Raw genomic sequence first — 26,687 nt, 5'->3', positions numbered from 1 at the left:
AGCAACCGAAGAGACGAGATGTTGCCCCAATAACTGTCCCACTTGGACTTATCGTTAAGGTTTGTTCGTGATCTTCTAATCCTCGCTTCGAGGATGCACCACTACTGGTAACCAGATCAATGGACATACAAAAAGTAGTTGACTGACATAGTCACTTACACGGTGCTTCTCACAATTTAAGAACCCTTACCGTCGTTTATCTCGCTCAATTGCTTAGTTGACACGAGGAGTCAACGATGTTTACGGACACAAACTGGGTGCAGTCGCGTTCGTCGATCTCGCTCGCAGTTATTGTGGGCCTCATCGTTGCTCTCTTCGGGAGCCCGATAATTGGGCAGTTGAACCTTTTAGATCGGTTTAGCACGTCACCGACTGGCTCACTGCTGCTGAACTCGGCGATCATGTGGTTCTTGGTCGTGGCAGTACTCGCGATTGTCCTTTTCTGGGAGAAGCGTTCTGTTACGTCGATTGGACTTGAAATGCTGAGCCGTCGCCAAGCAGGTGTCGGAGTGGCCGGAGGTGTTGGAGGACTCGCGCTCGGACTTTTGGCGACGGGGATAGTTGTTGCCGCGTTCAATCTGGATCAACCGGAGACGCTCTCAGCGATTAACGAACTCCCCTTGCTGGTGAAACTCGTTATCGTCGGGACGGCAGTTATTACTGAAGAACTGCTGTGGCGGGGCTATCCGATTGAGCGGTTGACTGAAATCACGGGTAGTCTCTGGATCGGGGCTGCCACGAGTTTCGTCGTGTTCCTCGCTGTCCACTATCCGGAATGGGGGCTTGTCGGTGCGATTCCACAGACAGTGTTCACACTGGCGCTTGTCGGTGTGTATATCAGGACTCGAAATGTCGTCGCCTGTATCATTACTCACACTATCATTAACGTCGTCATGGTGCTGGTGTTACCAGCAGTCATCTGAGTGTCTATTTAGATCTGACAACTGTCATATTTGGAGTGAAGTATGAACGGAATACAATACGAGATATGTACAACCAATGATGGCTGAACCGATTCACAATTCGACTGTTAAAACGTGGATTGACCGTCATCGGATCGGTGCCTTTCTCGCAATCACGTACGCGTTCACTTGGACCGTTCAGGGAGTACTGCTGGCCAGTGGCATGGAGCCCTCGTGGACGCACTCAATTCTCATTGGATTTGGTGGCTTTGGCCCTCCTATCGGGGCTGCGGTTGTTCTCTGGGCGAGCGGCGGCGACCTTCGCCAGTGGATCGGCCAGTTTTTCCACTGGCGAATCGGCATCAAGTGGTGGGCAATCGCTTTGGGACTGCCATTCGTCATTCTAGCTGTCGGTGTGGGGCTGTTCATCGCACTTGGCGGACCGATCGATCCGCGTTCACTCCCGTTCCCAGGCGTCTACCTCTTCGTACTTGCGTGGGGAACCGTCTGGGGAGGCGGCCAGGAAGACCTCGGTTGGCGGGGATTCATGTTGCCACTTCTCCAAGAAAAGTATAGTGCACTCGTCTCGAGCGTGCTGGTTGGCGTTGCGTGGGCCGGGTGGCATCTCCCGTTGTTCATCAATCCGACCACGACGCACGGTGGGTGGCCTCTCTCGCAACAACTGCTGTGGCTTGTATCCATCTTGGCTGGGTCGGTCCTCTGGACGTGGATGTACAACAGTACTGGTGGGAGCGTCCTCGCCGTCGCGGTGTTCCACGCTGGCGTCAACGGGATGGGTGTCTTCCATCCCGCTGACACAGAAGCAATGGCGCCTGGTGGAGTGCCTGATCCATGGTTGAGTCTCCTGTCAGAAGTGACAGGGACGATTCCCCTCGTGGCTATTGCAGTTCTTCTGATCACGGTGTACGGCGCAGATCGTCTCACCAATCGAAAAATCCCCGGAAGCGAGATTGTCGGACTCGGTCCACAGAACAGTGAAAAAGACAAGCATGTCTAATTCGATTTTCAGCATCAGCCACCGCCACCTGATAAGTCGCGCGTGAACCGTGCTCGTCTTGCGGATTATCGTTGAACCACGAGAACAGGTCGTCAATCACGAACCATAATATCCTAATGCGGTCGAGATTCCCGCGACTTTACGCGCGGAGGGACGTCAACAGCTTCATCGTTCTTCCCCCTAGATCGCGACGCTCGAGGCCCTGGAATAGTCGTGTGACCGAAACGCGTGGTGGATGTATCTTGGTCTGTCGAGAGTTTAATACACCTAACTATTGAATAGTTACGTATGTCCAAGTCCCCTGTTATCGATCCTGAAATTGACGACTGGTTAACCCTTGATCAGGATGAGGAGATTGTCTGGTCTGGGAAACCCCATGAAAGTAGTCTGATTCCAGCACTCATCATTGGTCTGCCCTTGGCTCTCGTCCTCGTTGGGTTATTCATCATCGCGGGGGCCTATCTTCACCGTGAGAATATGCAGTACGTTGTGACGACCGATGGACTGTATAAGAAGACGGGAATCATCTCTCGTGATGTCCAGCGCATTGATTTCGGCAAGGTCCAGAACACCTCCTACAGCCAGGGTTTCTTTGGCTCCCAGTTCGGCTACGGAAACGTCGATATCTCGACTGCTGGCGGATCCGGTATCGAGATGCAATTCCAGTCGGTGCCCGAACCACGTGAGGTTCAGGAACTCATCAACAAGCGCGTGAAGGCTAGTCGTGGTAAATCGGCTACGGAATCCGGCGAAACCAAGCGTGATGTGCTTGACGAAATTCTCATCGAGCTCAAGGAGATTCGCTCTACTCTCGAGGCACAACAGGATTCTGTGGGCGACACTGCAGCCACAATGCCTAATGTCGACAGTTCAGAAGAGCGGCACTCGAATAACGAGACTGACTCCGAATTGAACGAGTCTGAGGGAACTAAACAGCCTACTGACCCCTCTGAAACCGACCAGGGACCGAGCCGATGAACGATAGAAAGCAATGACGGAGTCAATCGACCCGGCTGTCCCACTCGACAGCCACGAGTCAGCCACGTGGACTGGTCGTCCGCGAATTACGACCGTACTTCCAGCACTCGCAACGGGATTGCTGCTCGTCGCCTTCGGGGTCGTCAGCAGTCTGTTGGAGGAGACACTACTCTTTCTCGCAGTCGTTCCGGTCGGTGTAGCAATCCCCCTCTGGAAGTATTTGGCTGTACAGGGCACGCAGTACGTGATAACGGACCAAGCACTCTACGTGAAACATGGGGTAGTGACCAGGCATGTCACACAGGCCAATCTTGAAACGGTCCAGAACAGTGCCTATGGCCAAGATATTACAGGATCGATGTTCGGGTACGGCTCCGTCGAGTTCGAGATCGCTGGTGGGGATGACCTCTCATTTCCGGCGATAGATGATCCCCGTGAAATTCGGGCACTCGTCGATCGAGCAGCATCGAACAACGACGGACTTGGTGGGAACGATCAGCAAGAGTCGGATATTCCTGGCACTTTGACTCAGTGGCAGCGGATCCGGGATGAGATCCGAGAGATTCGCACGACGATCAAAGATTAGAGTAATACAAGTACGAGACCGAGTAGAACAACGAATACTCCAATACAGAGCCCGATAAGTGAAATCTTGGCCATCCGAAGGAGCGTCCGACCAGCCGAAAGATCAGAGACGACGAGTGGGTCAATGCCGTCACCTGTCTCAGTAATGCGGCCGACGATAGTGACGTCATCACCGGGCCTCACACGCTGTTCGCTGTAGCGGCGGGTCCCAAGCGAAAGAGCTCTTGTAATCGGCCGAAAGAGCGATGGTGGCGATCGCCAGTGGGTTACCACCGGTACTGCGGCGGTGTTCTGCTCGAATCGTGCGATCCGCTCCGGTGGCTCATCGCTCGACGGAACGGTCGCGACAATAGTGCGTTTGAGTGTTACTGTATGTGCTGGCTCGACGATGTCAACTGCAGCCTCGGGTGTACGGACACGGAACGCGTCCGAGCCCGCCAGCTCATGTATTGTTACAAACCACGGAAGCAAGTACGGACTCAGTCGGCGTTCTTCAACAGCGTACCGGAGAGCCAGACAGTCGTCTCCACTAAAGGGTGCGGTTAGGAGATCGGCGTCGCCCTGTTGGGCTGTTCCGGAGACACGAACGAGTTTCCCAGATGACGCTTCGTTGAGTGCCGAGATGGGCTCCGATCTGTAGATGCTGGTCGAACGCCAGACATACCGCCCACTGAACGCAAGAACGATCGCCCCGACAACAGCGAGACCCCCGCCGAACAGCTGACTTCCGGAGAGTCCGAAGACCATACGAAACATGAAACAGTATTCCGTATGGATCTGTTGACTATTTGGTTGATATTCAGAGCGGCAATCGATAGACGAACCGTGTTCACCACAGTCGACAAACAAACAACGCTCTTCTGTAGGAGATTGTTGATGGCGCTTAGCTGTCGCTGTAGAATCGAAGAGAGCAAGGACACCGCATCAGCGGTGTCCGTTAGGCATGATTCCGCTAGATGTGTTTGGGTCGGAATCGGTCGCAGCGGACCTGTTGGAGCAGGTTCGCTGGCGTAACGGTGTTACTTGCCCTCGCTGCCGTTCTGACCGAACGGTCAAGAACGGCAGCTATGGGCACTTTCAGCGCTATCTGTGTAAGAATTGCGACCGCACATTCAACGACAAGACCGACACGATTTTCGCCCATTCGAAAGTCGCGCTCAGGAAGTGGTTGTTCTCGATTTACGCGTTTCTCCGGTTTAACACGAGTCTTCGCCAACTTCAGCTAGAAATCGACGTTCAGTACAAAACGATTTACCAGCGCGTCGAGCGCTTCACGAAGGCGCTCGACGCGCCTTCGCTCGACCTCGTCGGTCCCGTCGAAATCGACGAAGTCTACGTTTCTGCAGGGCTGAAAGGCCGCGAGCGCGACCGACCGTCGCGCTCGCGTGGCCTGTCCACGCGTGGACGAGGATCGTACGATCAGGACAAACCGCCGGTGTTCACGATCGTCGATCGCGGCACCGGAAATCGGTACGTGATCCCCGCGAAATCCGCCGACGAATCGACGGTTCGGCTCCTTCTCGCAAACCGCGAGAAGGAGCCACTGACCATCTACACGGACGGATTTCGTGCCTACGACCCACTCAACGAGGACGACGCATTCGACCGCGAATACGTCGTCCACAGCGACGGCGAATACGCGGATGAAGATGTCCACGTCAATACCTGCGAGAGCCACGGATCGCTGCTGCGACCGTGGCTCTCGCCTCATCGAGGCGTCTCAAAAGATAAGCTCACACAGTATCTCCGAGCGTTCCAGCTTCGACGAAAACTACTGCGGAAACCGGGGAGAGAAGCGCTCAAACACGCTATCAAAGCTACGCTGTGAGATCAACAAAGTGCTACACAAGAGCGAACAAACAAAGACACTCAGTCGTCCTTGCCAACCCGGGTTCGCCTCAGGCGGTCTGTGGCGGCGACCAGGTATTCAATCGGTAGAGTAGACGGAGCACGGCTATCACGATTGCTGCCCCGATAATTAAGCCAAGATACGACGGTGGTTCTATCACAGACGCGAGCACGCCGAACACAAAGACGGTGATACCGACACGGAGAATGGTGTTACCAGCCATATCCTGAACCACATCGTCAGGTACCGGTGAGGTTGATTTGCTGTACCCGGCTAGCAACCATGTCCAGCCGGCGAATTTAATGAGTGCGCCCAAAACTGTGATGAAGAGGCCACTAGCTAGCCATTCGAGGGCAAGGTGATCGGGCGTGACCATATCTGAACTGTAGGACTGTCAAACGATAAATGATTGATGGGTGTACTAGAGATGCCTGAACTTACTCGATCTATGAATATTTTTCGCCTATTTCCGTCGATCTCGCTCGAGAGCCCGCAACTGATCGATCCGCGTTTCGGTCGCCGGGTGGGTCGAAGGTCGCCAGCTGAGCATCCGACGTACCTCCGCGATCACTGGCGAGACGAGCCTCGCATAGAGCCATACCAAACCCCGATTCAGTCCGCTTGGATCCTCCGGCCCTTCGATCGATACCGCCGGCAAATACCGTTCTATCCAGTGCTCTTCGTCGTCTTCCTCCTCGTCGAGTAATAGCGGACGTGGCACGATTCCAAGCGTCGCACTCGCGTGCAGCCGTGCGTCCCGTTTTGGGCGTTCGTCCTCGAGTGTCTCGAGTGCACTTGCCACTGCGGACGGATCGCCAGTGAGCTGACTGGCTCCACGATCGGCGGCAAACTCACGCGTCTTCGAGAACAATCCGAGCGCGATTGCGTTCACCCCGAGTAGTCCTCGTGCAACGAGACTTACAACGAGGTACGCCAGCCCGAGTACCAAGATCGGAATCGCGAGTATGAAGATTCCAACCCCGGTGAATATGCCTATCATCACTGTATTCTCGAGAACGCGGCGGAGCAGTCGCTCGCGCCCGAGCAACTGATCCCCGAGCGCGACAGTCGCGGCAACAGCAGTCGCAACTGGGAGATCACGGTTTGCGATGTGGGCAACCTCGTGAGCGAGGGCTGCATCGAGTTCATCGTCGTCGAGTTGCTCGAGCAGCCCAGTTGTAACCACGATCGTCGGCGACCGTTGCGTCCCAACGGTCAAACAGCCCGGTTCGACTCGGTCGGCAACGGCCACTGACGGGGCCGGGACATTAGCTTGCGTTGCCAGCCGTTGGACCCGCCCAGTGACGTTTCGTGGACCTCCTCTATCGAATTCGTTGAGGCAGAGTCTTCCAACGGCTTTTTGTGAGCCGTATCGCCCCTGTAGAGCGACGAGTCCGACTGCACCGAGGAGAACTGCACCAACAGTAAGCGGAAAACCAACTTCAGTCGGTAGTGACCATTTGCTTGCAGACACCACATGGAGACCACTCCAGACGAGAACTGAGAGGACAATCACGTTGACACCGACCACCAGCGCAAGTGCGCCAGCAATTCGAACCTGGAGCTGTCGATCTGGTGAGAGTGACATATTGTTGTATCATTTGCGAGTTTGTAACAAGGTTTCGAAAGATACGGTTTGAAATTTCGCTCCACGGACAGACGTATTCTAACGTTCGTGACAACTCAAGTCGACAATTCTGTTAGGTTCGGTCTGTCTGTAATCTCGCCGCGCTTGGGGACTGCATTGACGGAAGACTTTCCATTAAATTTCCCACACGTTCCCGTCGCCTGACGAGGGTCGCATAGACAGTGCTGGTCCAACGACACAATTCGATGATTGGACGACAATTCTTTTTCTCGACCGATCCTTCACTCTATCCAGACTGAATGGCAGCACTGGCTTCGGATTTCGTCGCGACGGTCGTTGCGCTGACGCTTGCTCAGCAACTCGAGCAGACGATCAGTTTCGGGATCTTCGTTCTCGGTGGGGCGCTGGCGGTGCTCAGTGCACTGGCGTGGCGACGGGAACGCGATCGGCGCATGGCCGTCGTCGCCGTCGGCTATCTCATGTTCGCGATCTACGGCTTCGTCGTCTTCCTCGAGTACTACCTCCTGCCGTATCTCTCCGTTCAAACCGTCGAATTGCTGGAACACAGCGCGGCGGCACTCATCCTCGTCGGACTGCTCGCGTTCTTCGTTGCGCTGAGTCGGGACTGACCATGACGGACGCTGACCCGGACGCGGAGCCGGAACTGGAACTCCAATCACGGCGAACGATTTACCAGCACGTCCGTGACAATCCAGGGATTCACTTCCGTGCCCTCCTTGGGGACCTTGAGTACGCCCAAGGGACGCTGCAGTATCACCTCCGCTGGCTCGAAGATAAGGGATTACTCGAGGAGTCAGACGACGGCAAGTACACGCGCTACTATCCAGCAGAGGTGTTCGACGAAATCGATCAGGCCGTCATGAACGCGCTACGACGCGAGTACGCCCGTCGGATTGTGGCCCACCTCGCTGTTGAGGGGGCGCTTTCGACTGCCGACCTGAGTGACCGCCTCGAGCGGTCGCCCTCGACGGTGTCGTGGCATCTCTCGAAGCTCGAGGATGCGGATCTCGTCACCAAGGAGCGACAGGGCCGGAGCATCGAATACGAATTGCGCGACCCGGAACGCGTACAGTATCTCTATACCGTCCATCGACGGACGTTCACCGATCGGGTCGTCGACCGGCTGTTCAACCTATGGGATAGCTACTGATAGGGATCAGCGTGAATATTCAGAAATTCTCACAAGGAAAACAGTCTACTGGGAAAAACGCACGACGAGAGAAACTATGAACTAGTCTGCTGATCCCTATGAGTTACTGCCGCGTCGGGTCAGGCGTCGACAGCCGCCCGCTGGCCACCAGCAGGCGCAACAGCAGGACGTAGCCGAGGAACGCGATCGCTGGGCCGAAGACCGGACGGATCAGCCCTGCGACGTCGGTCCCAATGGCGACGGCGTGAATCGTCGCGAACACGAAGCCACCGTAGGCGAACGCGTGGACGACTCGCGGTCCCCAAGGACGCTCGAACCGCTGTGCGTCGAGAAAGCCAAGCACCGCGACGACGAGTACCTGAAGCGCCCCAACGCCGACGACGACGCCGGCGAGCAGGTACGTCGTCGAGTACGCGGGCTGGGGGGCCGATCCAGTGACGATGAACCAGGTGTCGAGGACGCCGAGGACGCCGTGGAGTAGTGTCATGAGCATCGCGAACACCGACACCTCGATGTGGACACGGCGGGAGAACCGGTAGAGTGGGCCAAACGACCGCGCAGTGTAGAGAATCCCCGTCAAGACAGACATATACAGCGCGGGATAGGCGACCAGCGCCGCGCCACGGTCGAGATACCAGATGACCTCCATTATGAGGCCCCCGTCGTCTCGACGACGTCCGGACAGCCGTCGCCATCTTGGAAGCCGTTCGTCGTCTCCGCTCGCGTCGGACACTGGTCTGCGTTGTCACGAATCCCATCGCCGTCGTAATCATTCGGAGCCTGTCTTGTCGGCACTGTCGAGTCGACGAGGTCCGACTGCTTGCGGTCGACCGCTTGCGCTTCGCGAACGTCAGCGATCCCCCACAGCACCGGCACCGTTGCGAGAAGTAACACAACAGCGACGACTGTGATCGTCCCGCTATGCGACGTGCTCATCGAATCCCTCCGTCGTCCGAAAGACACCGTCGTGAACCACGAACGCCTCGAGGTCCGGCCACGCGGCTGCACGCTCGAGCGCATCCGCAAGCGGCAGTGCAGCCAGCGTCGTCGCGAGCGCGTCAGCTTCCATGCAGTCGCGTTTTGCGACCACGGTGACCGACTCGTGGCGTGCACCCAGCCGCTCGCTCGTCGGATCGTAGACGTGATCGATGCCATCGCGCTCCCGGTGATAGTTCCCGGAGGTGGCGACGTTCCAGTCGGTCTCGAGGACTTTGAGCGGACGAGAATCGCCGTACGGACTCTCGACAGCGATCGGGCCAGTCGGCGGCGACATGTCGCCACCGCCGCTGACGAAGCCGCGTCGGCCCGGCCCCGTCGCCGCAGCGGCCGCGTGATCGACGATGTAGCCCTTCGCGAGGCCGTTGAGGTCGAGTTCCGTCTCGGTGACGACAAGATCACCGTCGACGCGCACCGACCCGGTCTCGAACGTCGCCGAAACCGTCTTTCGGTCGCCGCGAAGGTACGCCTTCAGGTCGTGTTCGACCGACCCCTGCTGGATGTCGAAGACGCCGTCGGTGCGCTCGCTGTACTCGAGGCCGCGTCGAACCAGCCGGGCGACGTGTTCGTTCTCGACGCGTCCTGTCCGGTTGAGACGTGCGACCGCACTCTCTGAATCGAACGCGTTGAGTTCGGACTCGAGCGACAGCGCAGTTTGCCGCGCTCGCTCGGCTGCAACCTCGGCGCGGTAGCCAGTCATCTGAACGGTGAAGTCGGTGTCACAGCACCGAAACTCGAGACGAGCGTCACCGAGTCGTGTACGGGCGGAAGTGAGAGTATCCGCCAGGCTCATGACTAGTCGTCCTCCTCTTCGTGCTCTTCGTATTCGTCTTCGTACTCCTCATGCTCTTCGTACTCCTCGTGTTCTTCGTACTCATCGTCCTCGTGTTCACCGCCGCCACTTTGGACCGCCGGCGTGAAGTCCTCGTTCGGTGCTGGCGCGTCGCTTGCGACCGTCGGGTTCTCATTATCGGCCAACGAATCAATGCCGACTCCAAGCCCGGGGGCCGCCAACGCGAGCGCGACGAAGCTGGTCAGCACTGCGCCGGCGAGCGTGAGCGAAACAAGTCTGTTCGTCGGAACTGGGGTTCTCATGGGACAAGTACAGATAGCTCACTGCCTTATCTATCGTTTCGCGTCCATTAATCGAATGTTCGTCCAACCATCGAATCGTCTTTTGTCAGCGAGGGGACCCACTCTGCAACTCGCTGTCTGGGGATCAACAGCTCTTAACAACTCATTCTGGGCTCGGCCCATAGCACGGCGTCCCGCAGACCTGGCACTCCCAGATTGCGTGGCCGGTCCAGGTTTCGTCGGGAACTGATTCATGACCGCTGAATCGATGATCGGTTGTGCGTCCGCACTGGTGACACTCGAGGCGTTCTTTGGTCGGAATCAGACTGTCCTGATGCTCAGGTTCACTCTCTTGAGGTGCCCGCTGGAGGGCAATTGCGGGGACTAGCCACGCATCATCAACGGCGCTATCGAGCAGCGCTGCAAGTTGCTGCTCGTCGCGAATACCAGTTCCACCTTCGTCGTAGAGATACGTTGTCGGCTCGTGGTCACTATCTGCGGCTGGGTGGAGTTGGTCACTCCACGCTGTTCGATCGCAGGCGGCCGCGAGAAGTTGCTCACCGTCAGTGGACGAGATCCGTGCTGCAGCGGGTAGTACAGGCCACCGATCGGTCAATTGGGCTGCAGGCTCGTCTTCGAGATCATAGATAATTGTGCAGTTGTCGACAGCCTGTTCAGTCGCATTCGAGGCAAGGAGCGTCGCAGCGGCCGCACCTTTCGCGACAGCGCCGTAGAACGTCGACGACTCGACAAACATGTGGACGACGCCGAGGAGTGTCCACTCTGTTGCTGGTGCGTCTGTCTCAGAAGCGGTGTCCTCGAGATGGTTGGTGAGACAGAACAGGCATTTAGTCTGATCAGTTGGGATCGGTGCGCTACAGGACCGACACTCGGTATCCGTTTCCGTTGGAATGTCTGGGTATCCAGTCGTCACCGTCGCAACTCGCTGTCGATCAGGCTCACCGTCATCATCCTCGCTGAGTGTCTCATCTGGGATATGCGACGCTTCTCCGGTCGGACGAAGCTCTTCAAAGTCAGAATCTCGATCGGTCATTGAGTGGGTAGTGGGCTGTATTGTCTCACGTCTCGATGCAGGTTCCAGTTCGATAGAGAAAATCTGGAAATGAGATCACTGAGACGCTATTGCTGGCGAAGTCCTGCTTCTCGAGCTTCACGGTTGCTGGCACAATGGATACATGCTGGCAGATCACCATCAACGGCGAAAACCCGGAAATAGGTCTCGGTGACATGAGAGCCACAGCCATCACATTCTGGCATTATACAAACCTATGTTGTTACTCCAGTAAATATCTTGTTCCAATACTTGTGTGATTTTAGCTAATAGCATTCTATCTAAGTGTGATTGATCCTTTCTGGGTCTGGTAGTGTTGTGGTTCAATAAGGAGTCCGCAGTCCTCACAACGAGTTTCGACTGCGTTGGTGATCACCCGTCCGTTGCAGTTGGGACACAGACTGGTGCTCGAGTTGGGCTGAACGTCTTCGTCGAATGTTGTCTGGTAGATCTCTCTGAAGATTATGTGTTCACGAGGGACAATGAGTCTCCGACTGCCCCTCACCTACTCATGGGGCAGAGAAACTTATCTCGAAGTAGACCGTAGCATGGTTTCTTTATTCAGGATTCCTTGCGAAACTCGCGGTAAGTACAGGTAAATCACTTATTGATGAAACTGAAATCAGTACCACCACAGTCGGGACATGAGTCCTAATTTTTCGGTAGAGGGTCGATACTACTCGCCGCCTGTAAAACGAACTTACAGCTATCGCACTCGATGTATCCGTCCAATCCTAGATGCATATTAGTCCTATTTCTACATGCCTCTTTTCGCAAAGTGATTTGGTATGAACGGATAGAAGTCAACACTCAGTTTGCAGATGTAGTTACCGAATGGGTCGCCTCCGTTTCAGGCATATTTCTGAATGAAGAAGTCGTGAGATGGATTCACGCTGTGGCGAAAGCCCGGCAGCGCAACGGCCATCGGCCGTAAGCAGCCCGGACCGTGGAGGTGGTGGGAGGTGGCGGTGACTCGTTCACACCAGCAAAAAAGGGGATTCGCCCCGGCTATTCCCACCAGCGGCCGCGCTCCGGGAAGTGGATCGTCGTCCAGCCGGTCACAGCCAGTGAGACACGGCCTTCGTGCCAGTTCCGGGCAGCCTTGTGAATGCGCACCTGCTCACCTTCCTCGATCCACGGTGCGTCTGAGGACTTCCAGATCGTCACGCGTGTCTGGCCACTATCGTCCTCGATGAGCCCAACCTGTGCGATGCTTGGATGCGATGGGTCCCACAGGGTTTCGACACGCCCTTCGATGCTCACCTCCTTCCGAGAGACCTCCTCGAGTTTTCCGATGGGGATGACGTGTCCGGGCGCCGTCTGCAGTTCCTCGAACACGTTGACGACCGCACTTGTCAGGTCTTGGCCACCAACGACGGCCTCACTCAACCGCCGGCTGATCGCCGCTCGAGACCAACCATCTAACTCCTTCGCGAGTCGCATCGACTGCTTGTTCACGGCCGCCAACTGCTCCTGCGTGAGTTCTATCCGGGGATCCGCCCGCTCCGGGTCCGCCATTGGGTCCACGCTTGCCGCCCGTTTCTGGAATTCCACACGCCGCGCTTTGCTCTGGTTCGCAGCGATCGTTCGCGTTCGTTTCTCACGACCTTCTTGTGTTCCTATCTCGGCCTGTGCACTGATTCGCTCAAGTTCATCCTCTCGTGCTCGAATGCGCTCTTCCTGCTCGAGGGTCGCACCGTGGATCCGCTCATCATCTGTATCGACGATTCCGTCCGGGTGGTTCGCATCCACCTTTGCTTGGACCTCTTGCTCGACCGTTGCCTCGAATTCCGGCGTCTCCTCGACGACCGGGAAGCCATCTTCATCGACCGCCTGTTCATCCGTCTGTTTGAGTGCCTGTTCATCGACCGTAACGACCTTGCTACTCGAGTTGTTACTAGACATTGGAGTTCCACTCCTGAAGGCGTTCACGCGCCTGCCACCGCGATGCTGTGACATCGCGGTTTTCCGACGACACCGACCGACTAGATCTATCTGCGCGCTCGCGCTCGCGCCTTCGTGAGCGCCCATTTGGGCGCGAGCGAGAGCGCGCCTGAATGAGGTGCTCCAACCAGCACCGCGCGGCGTCCTGCCCGAAGCGAGCGACCAGCTTTAAGCCGTTTCTCGTGTCCGGCCCGGACTGCGGGTTCGTGTCCAGCGCGACTGTCGTCGAGAACGCGCGCTGCGATGTGGCGCGCGACAGCGCAGGCGGCACCAAGCGCTGGAACGCGAAAGCCCGCGAGGGGCGCAACCGAAAACGCGCTTAATGCTGGCGTCGAGACCAGATTCATTTTAGCCCGGAACGGTGAGCGATGCCAGGAGCGAACCGCAGCCCGGAATGGTCGGTCGCGAGCGACGCGGAGGGCAGCACGCGGCGAGCGGGGCGGGCCGATACTCGCAAACGAGCAACCAACGCAACAGCATCCCGATCAGTCTACGTGGGCGGGTCTGAAAGGGGCTGGTGCGCTCGAGGAACCCCGCCGACGCAAGCACTGCAACCTGTGAGGAGCGCAGCGAGGTCTTCGCGAGTAAAACGAGCGAAGGGCAGCGAGACGCGTGCGTCTCGCCAGGCGCGGGACTCGAGCGTGACAGGGGCTTTCATCCTATTATCGAAAGTGATGATTGCAATTCACTCGCCGAGTGCTACTTCATCACCAGGGTGTCATAGAACAGTTCTCATACCCATCATTAGACACCTCGGCAAATGGTAAGTACAGGGGAAGCAGTTACCGGAGTCGCTGCTCACTTCTCGGATAGGCGTCGGAAACAAACTGCTGAATATAGAGGGTATATTCGGCCGTGTTTAATCGCATGAGGGGAGCGGAATTTCCTGTTTTGCGGCCTTCTTGATGTTGTAAACCGCACACATCAGCGCGATCTCACGAAATTCTCGGTACCAGGTTCGCGCTCGCAGGGCGACGCCCAGCGAGCGCTTGACAGAAGAGAAGACGGTTTCTGACATTGCCCGTTGGCCGTAGAGTTCGTCATCGATCCGCGCGTTGTGCGCGTGATCGTACGGTGCATGGACGCAGTGCTTGATCAACGGCCGAATGTCGAGCTCTCGGAGGTCTTCTCGAAGCCAGTTACAGTCATAGCCCTTGTCCGCCGTGAGGACGCGCAACTCGCCCGCGTGCTTGCGGGCGAGTTGCTCACAGATCTCTGCATCACTCCCTTCCCACGTCGTAGTACAGTGCAAATCGAGAATCGCTTGCGTCTCTGTATCGACGAGCTTCGTCACTTTCATCGTCTGAACGCGGTAGTTTGTCCGTCGGCAGTAGTGGCGACTTGCACGGGAGCGGTCGAAGTACGTTGCGTCGATCGCGCCGATCTCACCGGTCTCGTGCAGCTGCGCTGAATAGCGCAGCAGCACTCGGCACACACGCATTTCGAGCCTATCGAACGCTAGACATAGCGTGGATGGATGAGGGAGATCGGCCGGTTCAAGGCCGATCTCCCGGGTTATTCGTGGCATCTCCGTCAGTATGTCAATGGTCATCCGATAGGACGTCCCAAGGTAAATTCGCAAGCAGTGAAGCGGAATCATCGCATAATCGGCGAATCTGCCGCCACCTTCCGGGGCGGCGGATTCGTCCGTATCGTCAGCAACTCTTTTAGCAATCCAGACACAGCGTTCGGTGAAGCGGAAGATTTGGGTTGGCACAATTTCCGGTCTTCCGCTTCAACACAGTGATTCTAACGACTCAACTCGACGCCGTCTAGCGATTAAACAGAGCCGTATATTCAGTACACCATTCATCTGCTGTTCAACCATCGAGTAAGTGTTCAGTAGGACTACCGATTGTCCAACCAGTCAAGGAGGACAACTCATACTAGCTTGGCTGCTGGGCTGACCGAAACACAAAGAGCATTGTGAGCAGAAGGAAGGCTACTGGACCCCAAAATCCCAGACTGGTAAACAGCGAGATAGAGAGCATTTCAGGTGCCAAGAGAGCCATCCAGAGAGGAACTCCAATCAACAGGCCTGCGCCAGCAACAAGAAGGAACCGGAGAGACGAATCCATCTATACACATGTATAGATTCGGCCCGCTAATAATATTCATCCCCCAGCGTTAGCATTCTTTGCCTCATTCACATCGGTACACTCTCTTGACCGACTTGCGCTTTGTATCTTGCACGGCAGCAAGAACATCTATTGAAACTGGTAGAATGTCCAGCGGTCAATACGCACATCTACTTATTGGATGACTCACTCAAAGAGATTGAAACAAATTACTGTGACCCCTTCTATGACAGGCTCTCCGTCACGGGTTAGTGGAGAATGCGTCAAGTGTGGAATTGAGATGGTGTCGTACCTGCAGGCCTGTGCGGAACCGGGCGAGTACGTCTGACTGATGGGTTGAGCATGCGAGTATAGCCAGCCCACCGCCCCCAACTGGGATGATCGGTTGTTGTGGCTTGTGCGGTGCATGGCGACAACTTGGACAGTGAACTCCGCCGGCCGGACGGTGGTTGAGAAGTTCGGCGCGATCTTCAGTAGCGAGGCCGCAGAGAGAACAGAACTCTTCGAGGTGGTTGTCACACCCGACGAGTGGAATAGTAAATTGGTCAAGAAGCAGGAATGAGATGCTTTCTCTTCCCGGTGACTGTAGAGCAGACTCACAAGCAGTGCATTGAATTGATTGATCCCTATTGGGAGAATCTGCCGGTGACTGGAGAGTATTTCTCTTGTCCATAATCAAGGCACACTTCCGGTTGGTAGGCCAAGCCAGTAAGTTGCGGGAATGATGCTTATATCGCTCTGCTGGAAATGCCCCGCTCGAGGTCAGTTGACGTCGATGATTTCGACTTCGAACGTCAGCGTTTCGCCGGCGAGACGAGGGTTGAAATCCACTCGGACAACCTCCTCATCGACGTGGACAACCTCGCCTTGGCTGCCGTTCTGGGCCTCAAGATAGGAGCCCTCTTCAGGCGTCTGGCCGCCGAGCATCTCTCGGAGCTCCTCGGTTTCAAACTCCTGAATATTATCGTCGCTGGGCACACCGTAGGCCTTCTCCGGCGGGATCGTCAGGGTTTCAGTCTCCCCAGCCTCTAAGCCGATCAGTCCCTTCTCCATTCCCTCGATAACCTGCTCGTCACCGATATTAACCGTCAGCGGCGCGTACTCCCGGTCGGGCTGGGCCTCGGCGAGGCCCGTCTCCTTGGCGACGGACTTCCGGGAGGTATCGAACACTGTTCCATCGTCAAGTCGCCCTGTGTACTCAAGCGTCACAGAATCGCCAGTGTCTATCGTCATACAAGTAGAAAGTGTGCCACACGGAAAGTCTATTGCATCAAGAGATAGCAGTCACGCTCGTTCTGAGTAGGGTCCACCTCTCCTAAGAGGCACGGCGTCACCGACGTGTCCGCGAGGTTGCCCTCGCGCTCGAGCGCAACAAGCGTCTCGCAGTGCGGAGAGTAGTCTATTTTAGTGATCTATCCGTATACCACGGCTGCGAACTTATTCTACACTATTGCAGTGAGTGTCCATTTAGCGTTCTAAACTCGGCCTGATATAGGATACTCGTCCAGAAGTGATATCTTTCTTACCTCCTTTAATTACCTAAGGAGATGTGTAGACAGAACTATTTTGCTTGCTCCCCTCCTTTAGGACATGAATCCCCATCTCTCTTACCACGACAGCGATAGTCCAGAAGATCAGAAATCGATGCTGTTCTGCTGGGAGTGTGACTATGCAGACTCTGTTGAGGGTAATTGGGTTCTCCAGACTCAAGATAACTATATCCAGTATGTGTGTCCACAGTGTGATACCGTTCTTACTGAACGTCCATGTTCGACAAGTACCCCTGTCTTTCGCAGACGCCCATCTGAACACATGGTTACTGCGTGGCAACATTTATTCCAGGCATCGATAGAACTCTGGAACATGCCATTTGAGACTGAGGCAGTCATGACTACTACGCCAACAGATTCCCTCAGTTGTGGCTGATATAACTTCTCAGTCCACATCTTATAATTACTAGTTTAAGGAAACAAAGGAATGATCAAGGGCGATTCCGCTCTCAATTCAGTCAACGTACTGGGATTCCCACTCACGGCGATCCTCAATCGCTTGTTCTCCCTCGTCTGTAATCGCGTAATAGTTCGTTCGCCTGTCGAGTTGTCCTTTCTCGACAAGGCCCTTATTCACAATCGTATCGAGATTGGGATACAGTCGCCCGTGGTTGATCTCTGAACTGTAGTACTGCTCGATCTCGTCTTTGACATCCTGTCCGGATGGCCTGTCAGCGCCCGCGATCACGTACAGCAGATCTCGTTGGAATCCTGTGAGGACGTCCATGGGACAGCCATTCAGGCGAGGTGATATTTGTTATTCCACACGTACGTAGATGTAAGCTGATCCAACTAGTCGATTTTTATACCACTAACTGATTCTCTTTCCAGTCACGATATCCTGACACTGTGATCGTAATAGAACGACACTCGAGGGATCCGATCTAGCGCGCACGCTCAGCGGCCGAGCCCGTCTCACTCCGAATTCGAGAGAAGTTCACCGACGTACTGGTCTTCCCACTTGCGACGGTCCTCAAGTTCGCGTTGCCCACGCGCTGTGATCGTGTAGTAGTTCGTTCGTTTGTCGGCCTCGCCTTTCTCGACAAGCCCTTTGTCGACGACCTCGTCGAGATTCGGATACAGTCGTCCGTGGTGGACCTCGTTCTCGTAGTACTCCTCGAGTTCGTCTTTGATCGCGAGCCCATGTGGGTCGTTCTGGCCAGCAATCACGTACAAGATGTCACGTTGGAATGCAGTGAGATCGTACATATATGAATGTGAGTATATCGACTGATGAAGGTTCCGAGAGCAAGTGACTCCTTAGAAATTTCTCGTATGTTGAAGATGTGGGAACGACGAGACAGACTCGCGCACGGTCTGCGCCGAACAGGGGCCCAGGTACGGACGGGTTCTAGTGCTCTGTCAGGCGTCAATTGAAGGATATAGGCGTTTCAATTTGATGCGAGCATCGTCGGTCGTAAATCGCCAGTCAATATCCGTTTCACCGCTGTTTCGTTCCTTTTTCCATGCGGCGACCTCCTGACGGAGTGTCGCCGCATCGGGAATACGTCGGTCGAGACACTGCTGTTGCAGCGTATTGAACTCGATTTCCGCCATGTTGAGCCAACTGCCATGGACTGGCGTGAAGTGGAATTCGAGCTTGTCGAGTAACCGACGTGCTTCAGCCGGTTCGAAATATTCGTAGAAGGCAGCTGGGTTGTGCGTGTTGAGATTGTCCAGCACCACCCGGATGCAGTCCGCATCCGGGTAGTGCTGATCCACGAGATGCTGGATGAAATGCACCCAGTCTTCGGTGGTTCGTCGGTCTTTGACCCTTACCGCTCGCCAGCCGGCGAGCGGTTCGGAGGCCAGAAACAGGTTCTTGGTGCCGTTGCGCTCGTAGTGGTAATCCTCACGGGCAACCGTGCCCGGCTCTGCCGGGCGCGGTTGCTTGACGTGCTTGATCAACTGTGTCGGGTGCTCGTCGAAACAGACGAGAGGTCGGTCTGGATCGTATGGTTCGCGGTAGAGCGAGAGGATGTCCTCCATGTGATAGACGAACTCGGAGTCTTGACCCGGCGGAATCACCCACTGTTTGGATCGGTGAGGCTGGAGTTCGTTTTTTTGAGGACTTGACGAATGGTCTCGTGGGAGATCGACTCGTGGTCGATCTCCTCGAGGACAACGAGTTCGTCGGCAAGAAGCCGGAGCGACCACTGGGAGTAGCCTTCGGGCGGTTCGCTGGTCGCGAGGGCGATAAGGTGAGCTTCGTCCTCACCGTCGAGTTTGCGTTCGTAGGTGCGGTCAGGATCCTTGCGTTCGATGGCTTCGAGCCGGTCACGTTCGTGGAACTTCTTCCGTGTTCGCCACGGAGTACTCGGGCTACAGCCGAGTGACTCGGCGATCGCCGAGTCACTCTTACCGTCGTCGGCTTGGAGGAGGATACGTGCGCGAGTAATCTTCTGCGCCCGGTGGACGCCGTGCGATGTAATGCTGTTCAGTGTATCTCGCTCTTCTTCGGTCAACTCGATTGGATACGTCGACTGGGTCATTGCCACCAACCTACTATCCACGACAATATGAGCCTTTCAACTCACGGCTGACAGTACACTAGTGCCGCTTCAATCGTGATTTGTTGGATATAGCTGGCGGAGTTTGATGCGTGCATCGTCGGTCGTGAACTGCCAGTCAATGTCAGAGTTATCGTCGTTTCTGGTACGTTCCCACGCAGCGACCTCCGCTCGGAGTGTCGCTGCGTCGGGAATGCGTCGGTCAAGACATTCTGTGGTGAGTGCGCTGAATTCGATTTCAGCCATGTTGAGCCAGCTGCCGTGCTCTGGTGTGAAGTGAAACTCCAGTTTTGACAGCAGTCGATTCGCCTCTGCTGGTGGTAGAAACTCGTAGAAAGCGTACCGTTGGTGTGACGAAAGATTATCCAGCACCACCCGGATGCGGACCGCATCCGGGTAGTGCTCATCAACGAGTGACCGCATCTGCTCGACGAACTCCTGCTTGCGCCGGCGCTTCGTCACATCGACGTGGCGCCATCCCGTGAGTGGCTCACTCATCATGAACAGATTCCGTGTTCCGTTGCGTTCGTAGGTGTAGTCGTATCGAGCGACCGCTCCCGGACGCGCCGGGAGCGGGTCGCGGACGTGTTTGTGGAGGTCCTTGTTGGATTCGTCAAAACAGATGACTGGCCGCTGTGGATCGTACGGTTCGTGGTAGAGGTCGAGGACGTCCTCCATTTTGCAGACGAATGAGGCATTCTCGTTGGGTTCGATCACCCATGATTTGGATCGGTGAGGGTGCAGTCGTGTTTTTTTAACACCTGCCGAACGGTCTCGTGAGAGATCGACTCAACGTCGATCTCGGTAAGTCCAACGAGATGCTCTGCAAGGAGGTGCAGTGACCAGCGGGAGTATCCTTCCGGTGGGTCACTGCACGCCAAAGCAATGAGATGAGCTTCCTCGCGTCCATCGAGCTTACGCTCGTAGACACGGTCGGCCTTGCGGCGATTGATCGCCGCGAGGCCGTCTTCGGTGTAGCGTTTGCGGTAACGGCCAACGGTACCAGGGTGACAGCCGACGGCTTGACTGACTTCGTCATCAGTCAAGCCGTCATCAGCGTGCAAGAGACACCGGGCACGTGTGAGAACACGCGTTTTGTGCGTTCCAGAGGCGAGCAATGCGTTCAGTTCGGCTCGTTCATCGGCAGACAGATCGACAACGTACTCCTGAGTTCGTGGCATGATGGGCTTCAGAATATTTCTGAATGGTACTAAGACGCGCGCTGAGTAGATAAATCTAGCAGCTCAGACCTGAAGCGGCACTAGGCGATGGCTGAGAACCGCTGGGCGACAGCGTCGGTATCAGGGCTCCTCAAGCAGTGACCGGGCACGTTGCACGTAGCTGTTTGCGTCCCAGCTGCGGGCATCGCTGATCTCGTCGAGAATAGCACGAGCATCGGCAGCTGACAGCTGTTCGGTGCGAACGAGTACTGAGAGCAGCGTTGGCGTCGTGACGAGCCGGGTATCGGCGAGCGAGGCGTGGACCAGGCCGAGTTGATTGAACTCATCACAGAGCAATAGTGTGGCGTCGAGATCATTCGCGAGGGTGACAGCAGCGTTTTCGCCGTCATCAAGCGGAAATTCGGCGTCGAGATCGACCGATCGTGCCTCGAGCGTCTCAGTTCGGTCGAGGACGGTCGTTGCAGCCCGACCGTGTACGTCATCATACGAGGCGATCTCTCGGAGTTCCTCGATGACCACTGTTGGGACGATGACCTCGTAGCAGGACAGACAGAGCTCGAGTGGATCGGGGTCGTCGTCAGCAACGACCCCGAGACTCACGAGGGCAGAGGCGTCAGCGACGAGTGTCGACATTTATGCGTCGGCGACCTCGTCGATGAAGTCCTCGTCCAACTGCTGTTTCAACACCCGGAGGTTCGCCGCCTCTTCGGCACCGACGAGCGCTTTGAGTTGCTCGAAAGAGATCTCGTCGTCGTAGTAGGCAGCTGCGATTTCCTGCGTGAGCGCGTCGTCATGGGCCGCCTCTTGGAGGTACTCTCGCAACGCAGTTACGAGGACATCCGTCCGGTCTTCCCCAAGGACGTCTGCGAGGGCGTCGGTCCGGTCGATAAGTCGGTGGGGCGCCCGGAACTGAACGCGCTTTTTGTCGCTACTCATTATGTGTACATTGTGAGCCAGTCCACTTAGCATTTGTCGTGTGTACAATGTGAGCCACGCTCCCCTCACATCGACGACCGGTCGGCCGGTCGTCAGTCAGATACGATATGCTTCTCGAGGTCGCGTGTCCAGTATGTCGCCGGGCCTCCGGGACTACACCTCGCACACAGCTGTAGCGAGCCCTCAAGATGGCCGAGTTCGACGCGAAACCGCGTGAGTGCTGCGAGCGCGTCGACGACGAGCCCACAGCCGTCGCAGGTGCAGTGATCGCGCTCGTCAGGGTCTGGCTCTGCCTGGATAGCGCAGTCGACACAGATGTAGTGAGAGACTCGCTCATTTTTCCCCACGTATGTGCCTCACCGGCCTCGGTGCCAGGCAGGGCGTCGCAGAAGGCACAGCCAGCGAGCGTCTGCTGCATCACTCACGCACCTCGTCGGCGTTGCGAGCAGCCGTCCAGCCTTGATGGAAGACAGCAAGCTGAGTGCTCGAGTCAAAGGCAGTCCCACTTGGCTCGTGGATGAATACCCGCTTGCCAGGAACCGGCGTCACCACACCGGTATCGATGAGTTCCGTAACGAGCTGTCGGGCGGTTGTCTCGCCGAGATCTGCTGTTACAACGCGAGTTGCATCCTGATCACGGGCAACGAGTCTGGCCTCGAACCGGCTGTAATCGTCTGCAGTGTCGTCAATCGGATTTGGATCAGTCATTGGAAATTTCATGACGGCTCACTGTTGAGCGCGCCTCGTGCCTCACGGCGCCAATAAACTCGCTGCTGGAAGTACGGTCAGAGGGACTGTATCAGAATGTGCATACAGATATTAGGCAATCATTCGATGGGAGTAACCGAGCTCACTCTGGAATCGTCTTCTCGAGTTTTGGAGGAAGTCGCTGAAGACAGGTTTCCAGAAAGCTTAGCGGCGCTTCTGCTTCGAGATGCCCTGGTTCGTGGGTTAATTCCTCATCGGTCTCGATCTGGAAATGGGTTGTCCCAAGTTCTTCATGATCATCGTCTTTGTGCCACCCCAAGCAGACTACATCATCAGCCCACTGAACACGCTGAACATCAATGTCGGCACGTGGCCGCCATGTGACCTCGAAGGTGGCCTGTTGCCGTGGGAATTCTTCGCCTAAGAATATCTCAGTCTTGACGTCAGCAACGACAGACCGAGGACGGAGTCGAGATGGTCGATACCGAACATCGGAAAACCCCGGTTCTTTTTCGAGTCGTTCTTTGAGGCGACGAAGTCCTTCGCGCCGAGTGAATCCTCGGCCACCAGCAAGAAAGAGTACCATCTTTCCCTAGCCCTCTTGGGGAAGTGTGTCTGAACCACGATTTGCGAGACGCAGATCTGCATCAAGTCGCGTTAGTGAACTCTGAAGGCTGATCGCAAGCTGAAGTGCTTCACGCACCTGAATGTTGTATTCCCATTCTTCGATTACTTCAAGGCGCTCGCGTCGATCGTCAGCCGACAGATCCTCACGTCCAATGCTCTGTCGAAGTTTTTCGAGAGATTCAACATTATACGTTGACTTCCACGAGTCGAGTTCCTCACCAATCGCACGCAGTTCATTGGTGAGTTCGTCTACTGACTGCTCTTCAGCAAGGGACCGAACTTCGCGGAGGAAGTGCGTAATCTCATCGGGCTTGTAGCATGTGCCGTCGGCTGTTTCAATGGCCTCGAGCTCTCCTTGATCAGCCATTCGATCAAGGTATTTAACAGCCGTATCTCTCGAGACATCCGCCTCTTCGGCTATCCAGCCAGCATTCCGTGGTGTCGTTCGCGTCAAGGCGACATGCCTGACACGATCTGCACTATCCATCTCTTCTGGCCACACCTGTGATCGGTCGCTCATTACTCGCTTTATGACCCCCACGAACTAATAGTTTAGTGCCGGTCAGAATTATTTTGTACCCTGATGCTGGGAGCGCGGTCGAGTGGAAAGTACTAGGTGATGCGTACTGGAGTCAGTGATCGATATTCAACAGCAGGCTCGAGTACTGACGACTGCTGATTACTTTTCGCCGGGCCGTCGACCCATTCGAAGTTGCCACGTCGGCTTCACCCTGAACGTATCTGGTTCCTCAACAGAATGGGGATGGCTCTGATTCGTCGCTAATGACGCGGGACGTGCGAGGCGGTTGATCAGTTCATCACGTACGTCCGTCAACCACGTGTAGCGAGAACAGAGAGCGAAGGGTTCGTTTCCAGATGGCTAAGAACAGGATCTTTCAGGGTGCTGCTGCGCCGACACTCCCGTTCGATCCTGCGAACGGGATGTCGATTTCAAGACCATCGTAGGCCAGTTTCGGTTTCTTTGCCTGACCAGGTCCGCCATTTTCAAACTCAATGACGCCGATGTCTTCGAGTTCGGAAAGGTTTCGATGGACCTGTTTGTAGTCCCGCTCCACTAGATCAGCGGCTTCGCGGATGCTCTCGGGCTGGTGTTTGGAGATTGCTTCCAACAGCTCTAGATTCTTTGGGCTGAGCAGGCGACTGAGTTCTGCATACGATCCGAAGTTCAACACCGGCTGGGCATCGTCAAGATCTTCACCCTCCTGGGCGGCCTTGATGCGGCTACGCGTGCGCTGGTTGAGGCGATCACGTTCACCGACGGTGACTTTGAGCGTGGGCATGGTGTATACCTCCTGGAGACGTCCTACTCCGACCAGTTCCATGAGACAGGCGACATTTCCTCGGTTTCGCGTTGAAAGCGATCGTAGAGCGTCAACATCCCGGGGAATTCGATGATTTCAACACCGTTTCGGGTGTGACGCTCATGGCCTTTCGTCAGTTCATGGGCGTTGTCGTATCGAAGGATGGTGTCGCCGCCGACTTCCCCGTGGTGGAGGCTGTAGTCCCATCCACACGGGTACTTCTTATCCTCCGTCTGCCGGATGGTCACATCGATGACGTACCCATCTTCGACATCCTGCCAATCTTCGATGGTAGTGTAGGACGCCATCCGTCATCTTATGTGATGACCTCCATAGGCATAAACCTATGGACTTCATAACATAGGTATGTGATTTGCTTCTTTACAAGAGCATGAGCCGCTTGACTAACCGGACTCAGAGACATTGAGAACGAGTTCACCTCTCGCTGGCCCGCAGATCTGTTCGAAGTTGCCACGTCGGCTTCACCCTGAACGTATCTGGTTCTTCAACAGGATGGGAATGACTCTGATTCGTCGCCAGTGACGCGGGCCGTGCAAGTCGGTTGAGTAGTTCATCACGCACGTCCTGCCGGGACATTGTCTGTTCGTGCCAGCCAAGCCGTTCATCATAATGGCGCTTCTCGAATCTCTCGCCAACCGTATCGGCAGCGATGTACTGCGTCAGTTTAACTCCCCAGACGTTCGACGATCGATACTCGGCACCGACGTCTGCATGTGTGAGTTCGACGAGAACACACTCGACGAATGAAATGAGTGATTCCCGACTTCGGTCGTTCGGAACACGTAACTCGAGGCCAGACCAGGGTTGCTTGGAGGGCTGCCGGTGAGTTGGTGTCTGATCAATTCCACGGTCTCGTGGGTGCTGTCGCTCAGTAGTCATTCGCTATCTCGGGACAGTTCAATCGCCCCGCACCCATCTGGGGGTGAGAAAATACTCCGACAAGATGTTTTAGGGTGTGTGCAGCCTTGACTGTACCGAACGCTACGAATCTCTCTGAGGACCGTCCTGCATTAGTCAGTCAGCGTTCCGACTCAGTCGCTCAATATGGCTAATTCAGTCGCCTATCGGAGGATATGTAGACACTATGCGTGTCCAGCAGTGGCGGATTCGGCGTATAGTCCTCTCGTATAGCGTTCTGTCAATAAATTATATTTCCTCAAATTAATTGCGTTGCCATAACTGCTGAATTCGTGTGCGAAGTGATTGTGAACCTTCATCCTTTTCTGATGCAGGCTCAGTGATGTCCTCGGATTCGTTTTCCAGTTGCTCAACAAGCGATCGCAAGTGCTGGCGTTCTGCTGTGAGCTGTTCAATATGGTTTCGTTGGTCAGCAATAGTCTGCTCTAACTCATCGATACGCTGCTCGAGAAGCGAATTCCTCTCCTCGAGATATACTTGTTCTGTCTCTGTAGACTTTGATTCGGCGGTACTAGTCTCGGGAGTGAAAGCAGCAGTAGCAGCGGCTGACGACTCCACATAGGATTTCGGCGGCTCATAGAAGTCATCCGTCGCAGCAATCGCTCGCTCGAGCGTCTTCTCACCGTAGGTTGACCCATCTGCATAGTGGACGTCATCCCACTTTGCTCGGATAAGTCCAGACTGCCGAAAGAGCCGATCCATCTGTAGTTGATCCCCACCGGTCCAGAACGCAAGCAAACAACAGAGTGCCATATCGGCTTCCGACTGGCTATCGTACCCTTGGATATTCCCTCGCCATAGTCGATCGAACTTTGTTCCATTACCCGCTGAACGGGCTTTTTCGAGGAGTTTCGCATCTTCGAGGCTACGTGTCTGTTTCTGCGTTGTATCTTCGCTCTGGTCGACGTCGACGACAGCGTCTTCAACATCATCCGCTTCAGCGACGAACTCGCTATGAATCTCCTTGAGTGCTTCCTGGCGTTCGTTGATAACCGCCGGCGTTCCCTCAACATGATCAGCTGTGACGGTAAAGAAGCGAGACTGATCATACATCTCGATCCCACCTCGGCGGTTTCGCCCGGATGGGAGTTCTCCCTGAACGAGAACGTGATAGCCCGTTCCAGACGGTGAGATTTCAGTGTATGAGTCGAGTCGCTGAACGATTTCCTTCGTGTCCCCGTCTGGCTTTCCAGTCTCTGGATCGCGGCACTTGTCCAAGTCGATCCCGACGACCGGGTCTGTACTCGTAAATACAAACCCGATCCCGTCTGCTCGAGCAGCTGTCGCATATTCGAGGGCTGTCTCGAGGGAGCTCCATGTTCGATCGTCAGTCGACGAGGCAAAGTCACCAGTCTCTGGGTCAACTGGAACTTTCGTCATGTCGCCGTTTCGTTTTTCTTCTCGCCAGCAGATCCACTGCTCGCGAACACACATCTCAGTTGGTAAGGTATTCTTGTCAATCATAGATTCAATTGTAACTCTATTTCAGTAGGCTGACTACCACCGTTGTGCAGTCCAACAGATCGCACTCCTGATGAGTGAGTTACAGAAAGGTTTCGTGAGGGGTCACTGTCTATCGCCGTTTCTTTCCATCGCTGTCGATCAACAGCAGTCCCAATGGGTACCCCCCGTTCTTTCTCACTTGGTTTTTGCTGTAAC

Annotated in this window: 32 protein-coding genes and 1 pseudogene; 8 read left to right on the top strand and 25 right to left on the bottom strand. The window is 55.6% G+C overall.

Annotated elements, in window-relative coordinates; all coding sequences use genetic code 11:
• The first annotated feature begins 236 nt into the window (after positions 1–236).
• The 4 genes from E2L06_RS15850 to E2L06_RS15835 all read left to right on the top strand — a co-directional run bounded on the left by E2L06_RS15850 (position 237) and on the right by E2L06_RS15835 (position 3,484).
• Entirely contained in the window at positions 237–923 is a 687-nt protein-coding gene (locus E2L06_RS15850) for a CPBP family intramembrane glutamic endopeptidase (RefSeq protein WP_138782653.1), read from the top strand.
• 79 nt (positions 924–1,002) lie between these two features.
• Positions 1,003–1,920, top strand: coding sequence for a CPBP family intramembrane glutamic endopeptidase (locus E2L06_RS15845; RefSeq protein WP_171052406.1), 918 nt, complete (start codon positions 1,003–1,005; stop codon positions 1,918–1,920).
• Positions 1,921–2,208: 288 nt separating this feature from the next.
• Complete coding sequence (locus tag E2L06_RS15840) at positions 2,209–2,898, top strand: PH domain-containing protein (protein WP_138782651.1); 690 nt, start codon at positions 2,209–2,211, stop codon at positions 2,896–2,898.
• A 13-nt stretch (positions 2,899–2,911) separates the two neighbouring features.
• Positions 2,912–3,484 (top strand): PH domain-containing protein, encoded by a 573-nt coding sequence (locus E2L06_RS15835; RefSeq protein WP_138782650.1) that lies wholly within the window; start codon positions 2,912–2,914, stop codon positions 3,482–3,484.
• Here the strand turns inward: E2L06_RS15835 and E2L06_RS15830 are convergent.
• Positions 3,481–4,230 (bottom strand): hypothetical protein, encoded by a 750-nt coding sequence (locus E2L06_RS15830; RefSeq protein WP_249361470.1) that lies wholly within the window; start codon positions 4,228–4,230, stop codon positions 3,481–3,483. The two genes, E2L06_RS15835 and E2L06_RS15830, sit on opposite strands and share 4 nt — an antisense overlap.
• A gap of 196 nt (positions 4,231–4,426) precedes the next feature.
• Between E2L06_RS15830 and E2L06_RS15825 the strand changes: the two genes are divergently transcribed.
• Positions 4,427–5,311, top strand: a complete 885-nt coding sequence (locus E2L06_RS15825; RefSeq protein WP_138782648.1) for an IS1595 family transposase — start codon at positions 4,427–4,429, stop codon at positions 5,309–5,311.
• Between the two features lie 70 nt (positions 5,312–5,381).
• On the opposite strand, the gene E2L06_RS15820 is transcribed toward E2L06_RS15825, so the two are convergent.
• Together E2L06_RS15820 and E2L06_RS15815 are read right to left on the bottom strand one after the other, a co-directional pair.
• The gene (locus tag E2L06_RS15820; RefSeq protein WP_138782647.1) at positions 5,382–5,708 is read right to left on the bottom strand and encodes a hypothetical protein; all 327 of its coding nucleotides are present in this window, start codon (positions 5,706–5,708) and stop codon (positions 5,382–5,384) included.
• Positions 5,709–5,795: 87 nt separating this feature from the next.
• Positions 5,796–6,920 (bottom strand): M48 family metallopeptidase, encoded by a 1,125-nt coding sequence (locus tag E2L06_RS15815; RefSeq protein WP_138782646.1) that lies wholly within the window; start codon positions 6,918–6,920, stop codon positions 5,796–5,798.
• 299 nt (positions 6,921–7,219) lie between these two features.
• On the opposite strand from E2L06_RS15815, the gene E2L06_RS15810 reads away from it, so the two are divergent.
• Together E2L06_RS15810 and E2L06_RS15805 are read left to right on the top strand one after the other, a co-directional pair.
• A complete protein-coding gene (locus E2L06_RS15810; protein ID WP_138782645.1) occupies positions 7,220–7,549 on the top strand; it encodes a hypothetical protein in 330 nt (109 codons plus the stop codon).
• Between the two features lie 2 nt (positions 7,550–7,551).
• On the top strand, positions 7,552–8,091 hold the full coding sequence (locus E2L06_RS15805) for a metalloregulator ArsR/SmtB family transcription factor (RefSeq protein ID WP_138782644.1): 540 nt from the start codon (positions 7,552–7,554) through the stop codon (positions 8,089–8,091).
• Between the two features lie 103 nt (positions 8,092–8,194).
• Here E2L06_RS15805 and E2L06_RS15800 read toward each other — a convergent pair whose 3' ends face one another.
• The 7 genes from E2L06_RS15800 to E2L06_RS15765 all read right to left on the bottom strand — a co-directional run bounded on the left by E2L06_RS15800 (position 8,195) and on the right by E2L06_RS15765 (position 14,894).
• Entirely contained in the window at positions 8,195–8,740 is a 546-nt protein-coding gene (locus tag E2L06_RS15800; protein ID WP_138782643.1) for a hypothetical protein, read from the bottom strand.
• Positions 8,740–9,027, bottom strand: coding sequence for a thrombospondin type 3 repeat-containing protein (locus tag E2L06_RS15795; RefSeq protein WP_138782642.1), 288 nt, complete (start codon positions 9,025–9,027; stop codon positions 8,740–8,742). Before E2L06_RS15795 ends, E2L06_RS15800 begins: the two co-directional genes overlap by 1 nt.
• Complete coding sequence (locus tag E2L06_RS15790) at positions 9,011–9,880, bottom strand: FAD:protein FMN transferase (RefSeq protein WP_138782641.1); 870 nt, start codon at positions 9,878–9,880, stop codon at positions 9,011–9,013. Before E2L06_RS15790 ends, E2L06_RS15795 begins: the two co-directional genes overlap by 17 nt.
• Before the next feature lie 2 nt (positions 9,881–9,882).
• A complete protein-coding gene (locus E2L06_RS15785; RefSeq protein ID WP_138782640.1) occupies positions 9,883–10,182 on the bottom strand; it encodes a hypothetical protein in 300 nt (99 codons plus the stop codon).
• Positions 10,183–10,324: 142 nt separating this feature from the next.
• The gene (locus E2L06_RS15780; protein WP_138782639.1) at positions 10,325–11,215 is read right to left on the bottom strand and encodes a hypothetical protein; all 891 of its coding nucleotides are present in this window, start codon (positions 11,213–11,215) and stop codon (positions 10,325–10,327) included.
• 1,026 nt (positions 11,216–12,241) lie between these two features.
• The gene (locus tag E2L06_RS15770; RefSeq protein WP_138782638.1) at positions 12,242–13,138 is read right to left on the bottom strand and encodes a replication factor A; all 897 of its coding nucleotides are present in this window, start codon (positions 13,136–13,138) and stop codon (positions 12,242–12,244) included.
• An 898-nt stretch (positions 13,139–14,036) separates the two neighbouring features.
• Positions 14,037–14,894, bottom strand: a complete 858-nt coding sequence (locus E2L06_RS15765; protein ID WP_394348734.1) for an IS5 family transposase — start codon at positions 14,892–14,894, stop codon at positions 14,037–14,039.
• A gap of 785 nt (positions 14,895–15,679) precedes the next feature.
• On the opposite strand from E2L06_RS15765, the gene E2L06_RS22020 reads away from it, so the two are divergent.
• Entirely contained in the window at positions 15,680–15,817 is a 138-nt protein-coding gene (locus E2L06_RS22020) for a hypothetical protein (RefSeq protein WP_171052402.1), read from the top strand.
• A gap of 200 nt (positions 15,818–16,017) precedes the next feature.
• On the opposite strand, the gene E2L06_RS15755 is transcribed toward E2L06_RS22020, so the two are convergent.
• The 15 genes and pseudogenes from E2L06_RS15755 to E2L06_RS15685 form a co-directional block, all read right to left on the bottom strand.
• A complete protein-coding gene (locus E2L06_RS15755; protein ID WP_394348747.1) occupies positions 16,018–16,464 on the bottom strand; it encodes a peptidylprolyl isomerase in 447 nt (148 codons plus the stop codon).
• A 795-nt stretch (positions 16,465–17,259) separates the two neighbouring features.
• Positions 17,260–17,532 (bottom strand): PadR family transcriptional regulator, encoded by a 273-nt coding sequence (locus E2L06_RS15750; protein WP_138782579.1) that lies wholly within the window; start codon positions 17,530–17,532, stop codon positions 17,260–17,262.
• Between the two features lie 188 nt (positions 17,533–17,720).
• Complete coding sequence (locus E2L06_RS15745) at positions 17,721–18,014, bottom strand: PadR family transcriptional regulator (RefSeq protein WP_092936115.1); 294 nt, start codon at positions 18,012–18,014, stop codon at positions 17,721–17,723.
• 153 nt (positions 18,015–18,167) lie between these two features.
• Positions 18,168–19,297 (bottom strand): IS630 family transposase gene (locus E2L06_RS15740; protein WP_138778477.1). Its coding sequence is split into 2 segments (ribosomal slippage): positions 18,168–18,871 and positions 18,871–19,297, totalling 1,131 coding nucleotides; the frame shifts between segments, so codons are not numbered across the junction.
• Positions 19,298–19,366: 69 nt separating this feature from the next.
• A protein-coding gene (locus tag E2L06_RS15735) for an IS630 family transposase (protein ID WP_212750783.1) occupies positions 19,367–20,496 on the bottom strand; the annotation gives its coding sequence in 2 pieces (ribosomal slippage) (positions 19,367–20,061 and positions 20,061–20,496; 1,131 coding nt in all).
• 120 nt (positions 20,497–20,616) lie between these two features.
• Positions 20,617–21,129 (bottom strand): hypothetical protein, encoded by a 513-nt coding sequence (locus E2L06_RS15730; protein ID WP_138782637.1) that lies wholly within the window; start codon positions 21,127–21,129, stop codon positions 20,617–20,619.
• Entirely contained in the window at positions 21,130–21,432 is a 303-nt protein-coding gene (locus tag E2L06_RS15725; RefSeq protein WP_008452507.1) for a hypothetical protein, read from the bottom strand.
• 92 nt (positions 21,433–21,524) lie between these two features.
• Positions 21,525–21,850 (bottom strand): annotated as a pseudogene (locus tag E2L06_RS22455) (hypothetical protein).
• Positions 21,850–22,140, bottom strand: a complete 291-nt coding sequence (locus tag E2L06_RS15715; RefSeq protein ID WP_138782636.1) for a hypothetical protein — start codon at positions 22,138–22,140, stop codon at positions 21,850–21,852. The pseudogene E2L06_RS22455 and the gene E2L06_RS15715 overlap by 1 nt, the downstream one beginning before the upstream one ends.
• Positions 22,141–22,282: 142 nt before the next feature.
• On the bottom strand, positions 22,283–22,726 hold the full coding sequence (locus E2L06_RS22450; protein ID WP_249361469.1) for a hypothetical protein: 444 nt from the start codon (positions 22,724–22,726) through the stop codon (positions 22,283–22,285).
• A gap of 6 nt (positions 22,727–22,732) precedes the next feature.
• On the bottom strand, positions 22,733–23,287 hold the full coding sequence (locus E2L06_RS15705; protein WP_138782635.1) for a hypothetical protein: 555 nt from the start codon (positions 23,285–23,287) through the stop codon (positions 22,733–22,735).
• Between the two features lie 376 nt (positions 23,288–23,663).
• Entirely contained in the window at positions 23,664–24,068 is a 405-nt protein-coding gene (locus E2L06_RS15700; protein ID WP_076611011.1) for a transcriptional regulator, read from the bottom strand.
• Between the two features lie 23 nt (positions 24,069–24,091).
• Positions 24,092–24,397 carry a DUF6516 family protein gene (locus E2L06_RS15695; RefSeq protein ID WP_138782634.1) on the bottom strand — a complete coding sequence of 102 codons (306 nt, stop codon included), beginning with the start codon at positions 24,395–24,397 and terminating at the stop codon, positions 24,092–24,094.
• A gap of 127 nt (positions 24,398–24,524) precedes the next feature.
• Entirely contained in the window at positions 24,525–24,989 is a 465-nt protein-coding gene (locus E2L06_RS15690; RefSeq protein WP_138782633.1) for a hypothetical protein, read from the bottom strand.
• Between the two features lie 282 nt (positions 24,990–25,271).
• The gene (locus E2L06_RS15685) at positions 25,272–26,492 is read right to left on the bottom strand and encodes a hypothetical protein (protein WP_138782632.1); all 1,221 of its coding nucleotides are present in this window, start codon (positions 26,490–26,492) and stop codon (positions 25,272–25,274) included.
• Positions 26,493–26,687 lie beyond the last annotated feature (195 nt).

It is taken from the genome of Haloterrigena sp. H1, assembly GCF_005938085.1.
Lineage (GTDB): Archaea > Halobacteriota > Halobacteria > Halobacteriales > Natrialbaceae > Natrinema.
This window is presented reverse-complemented; position numbering and strand designations above follow the sequence as displayed.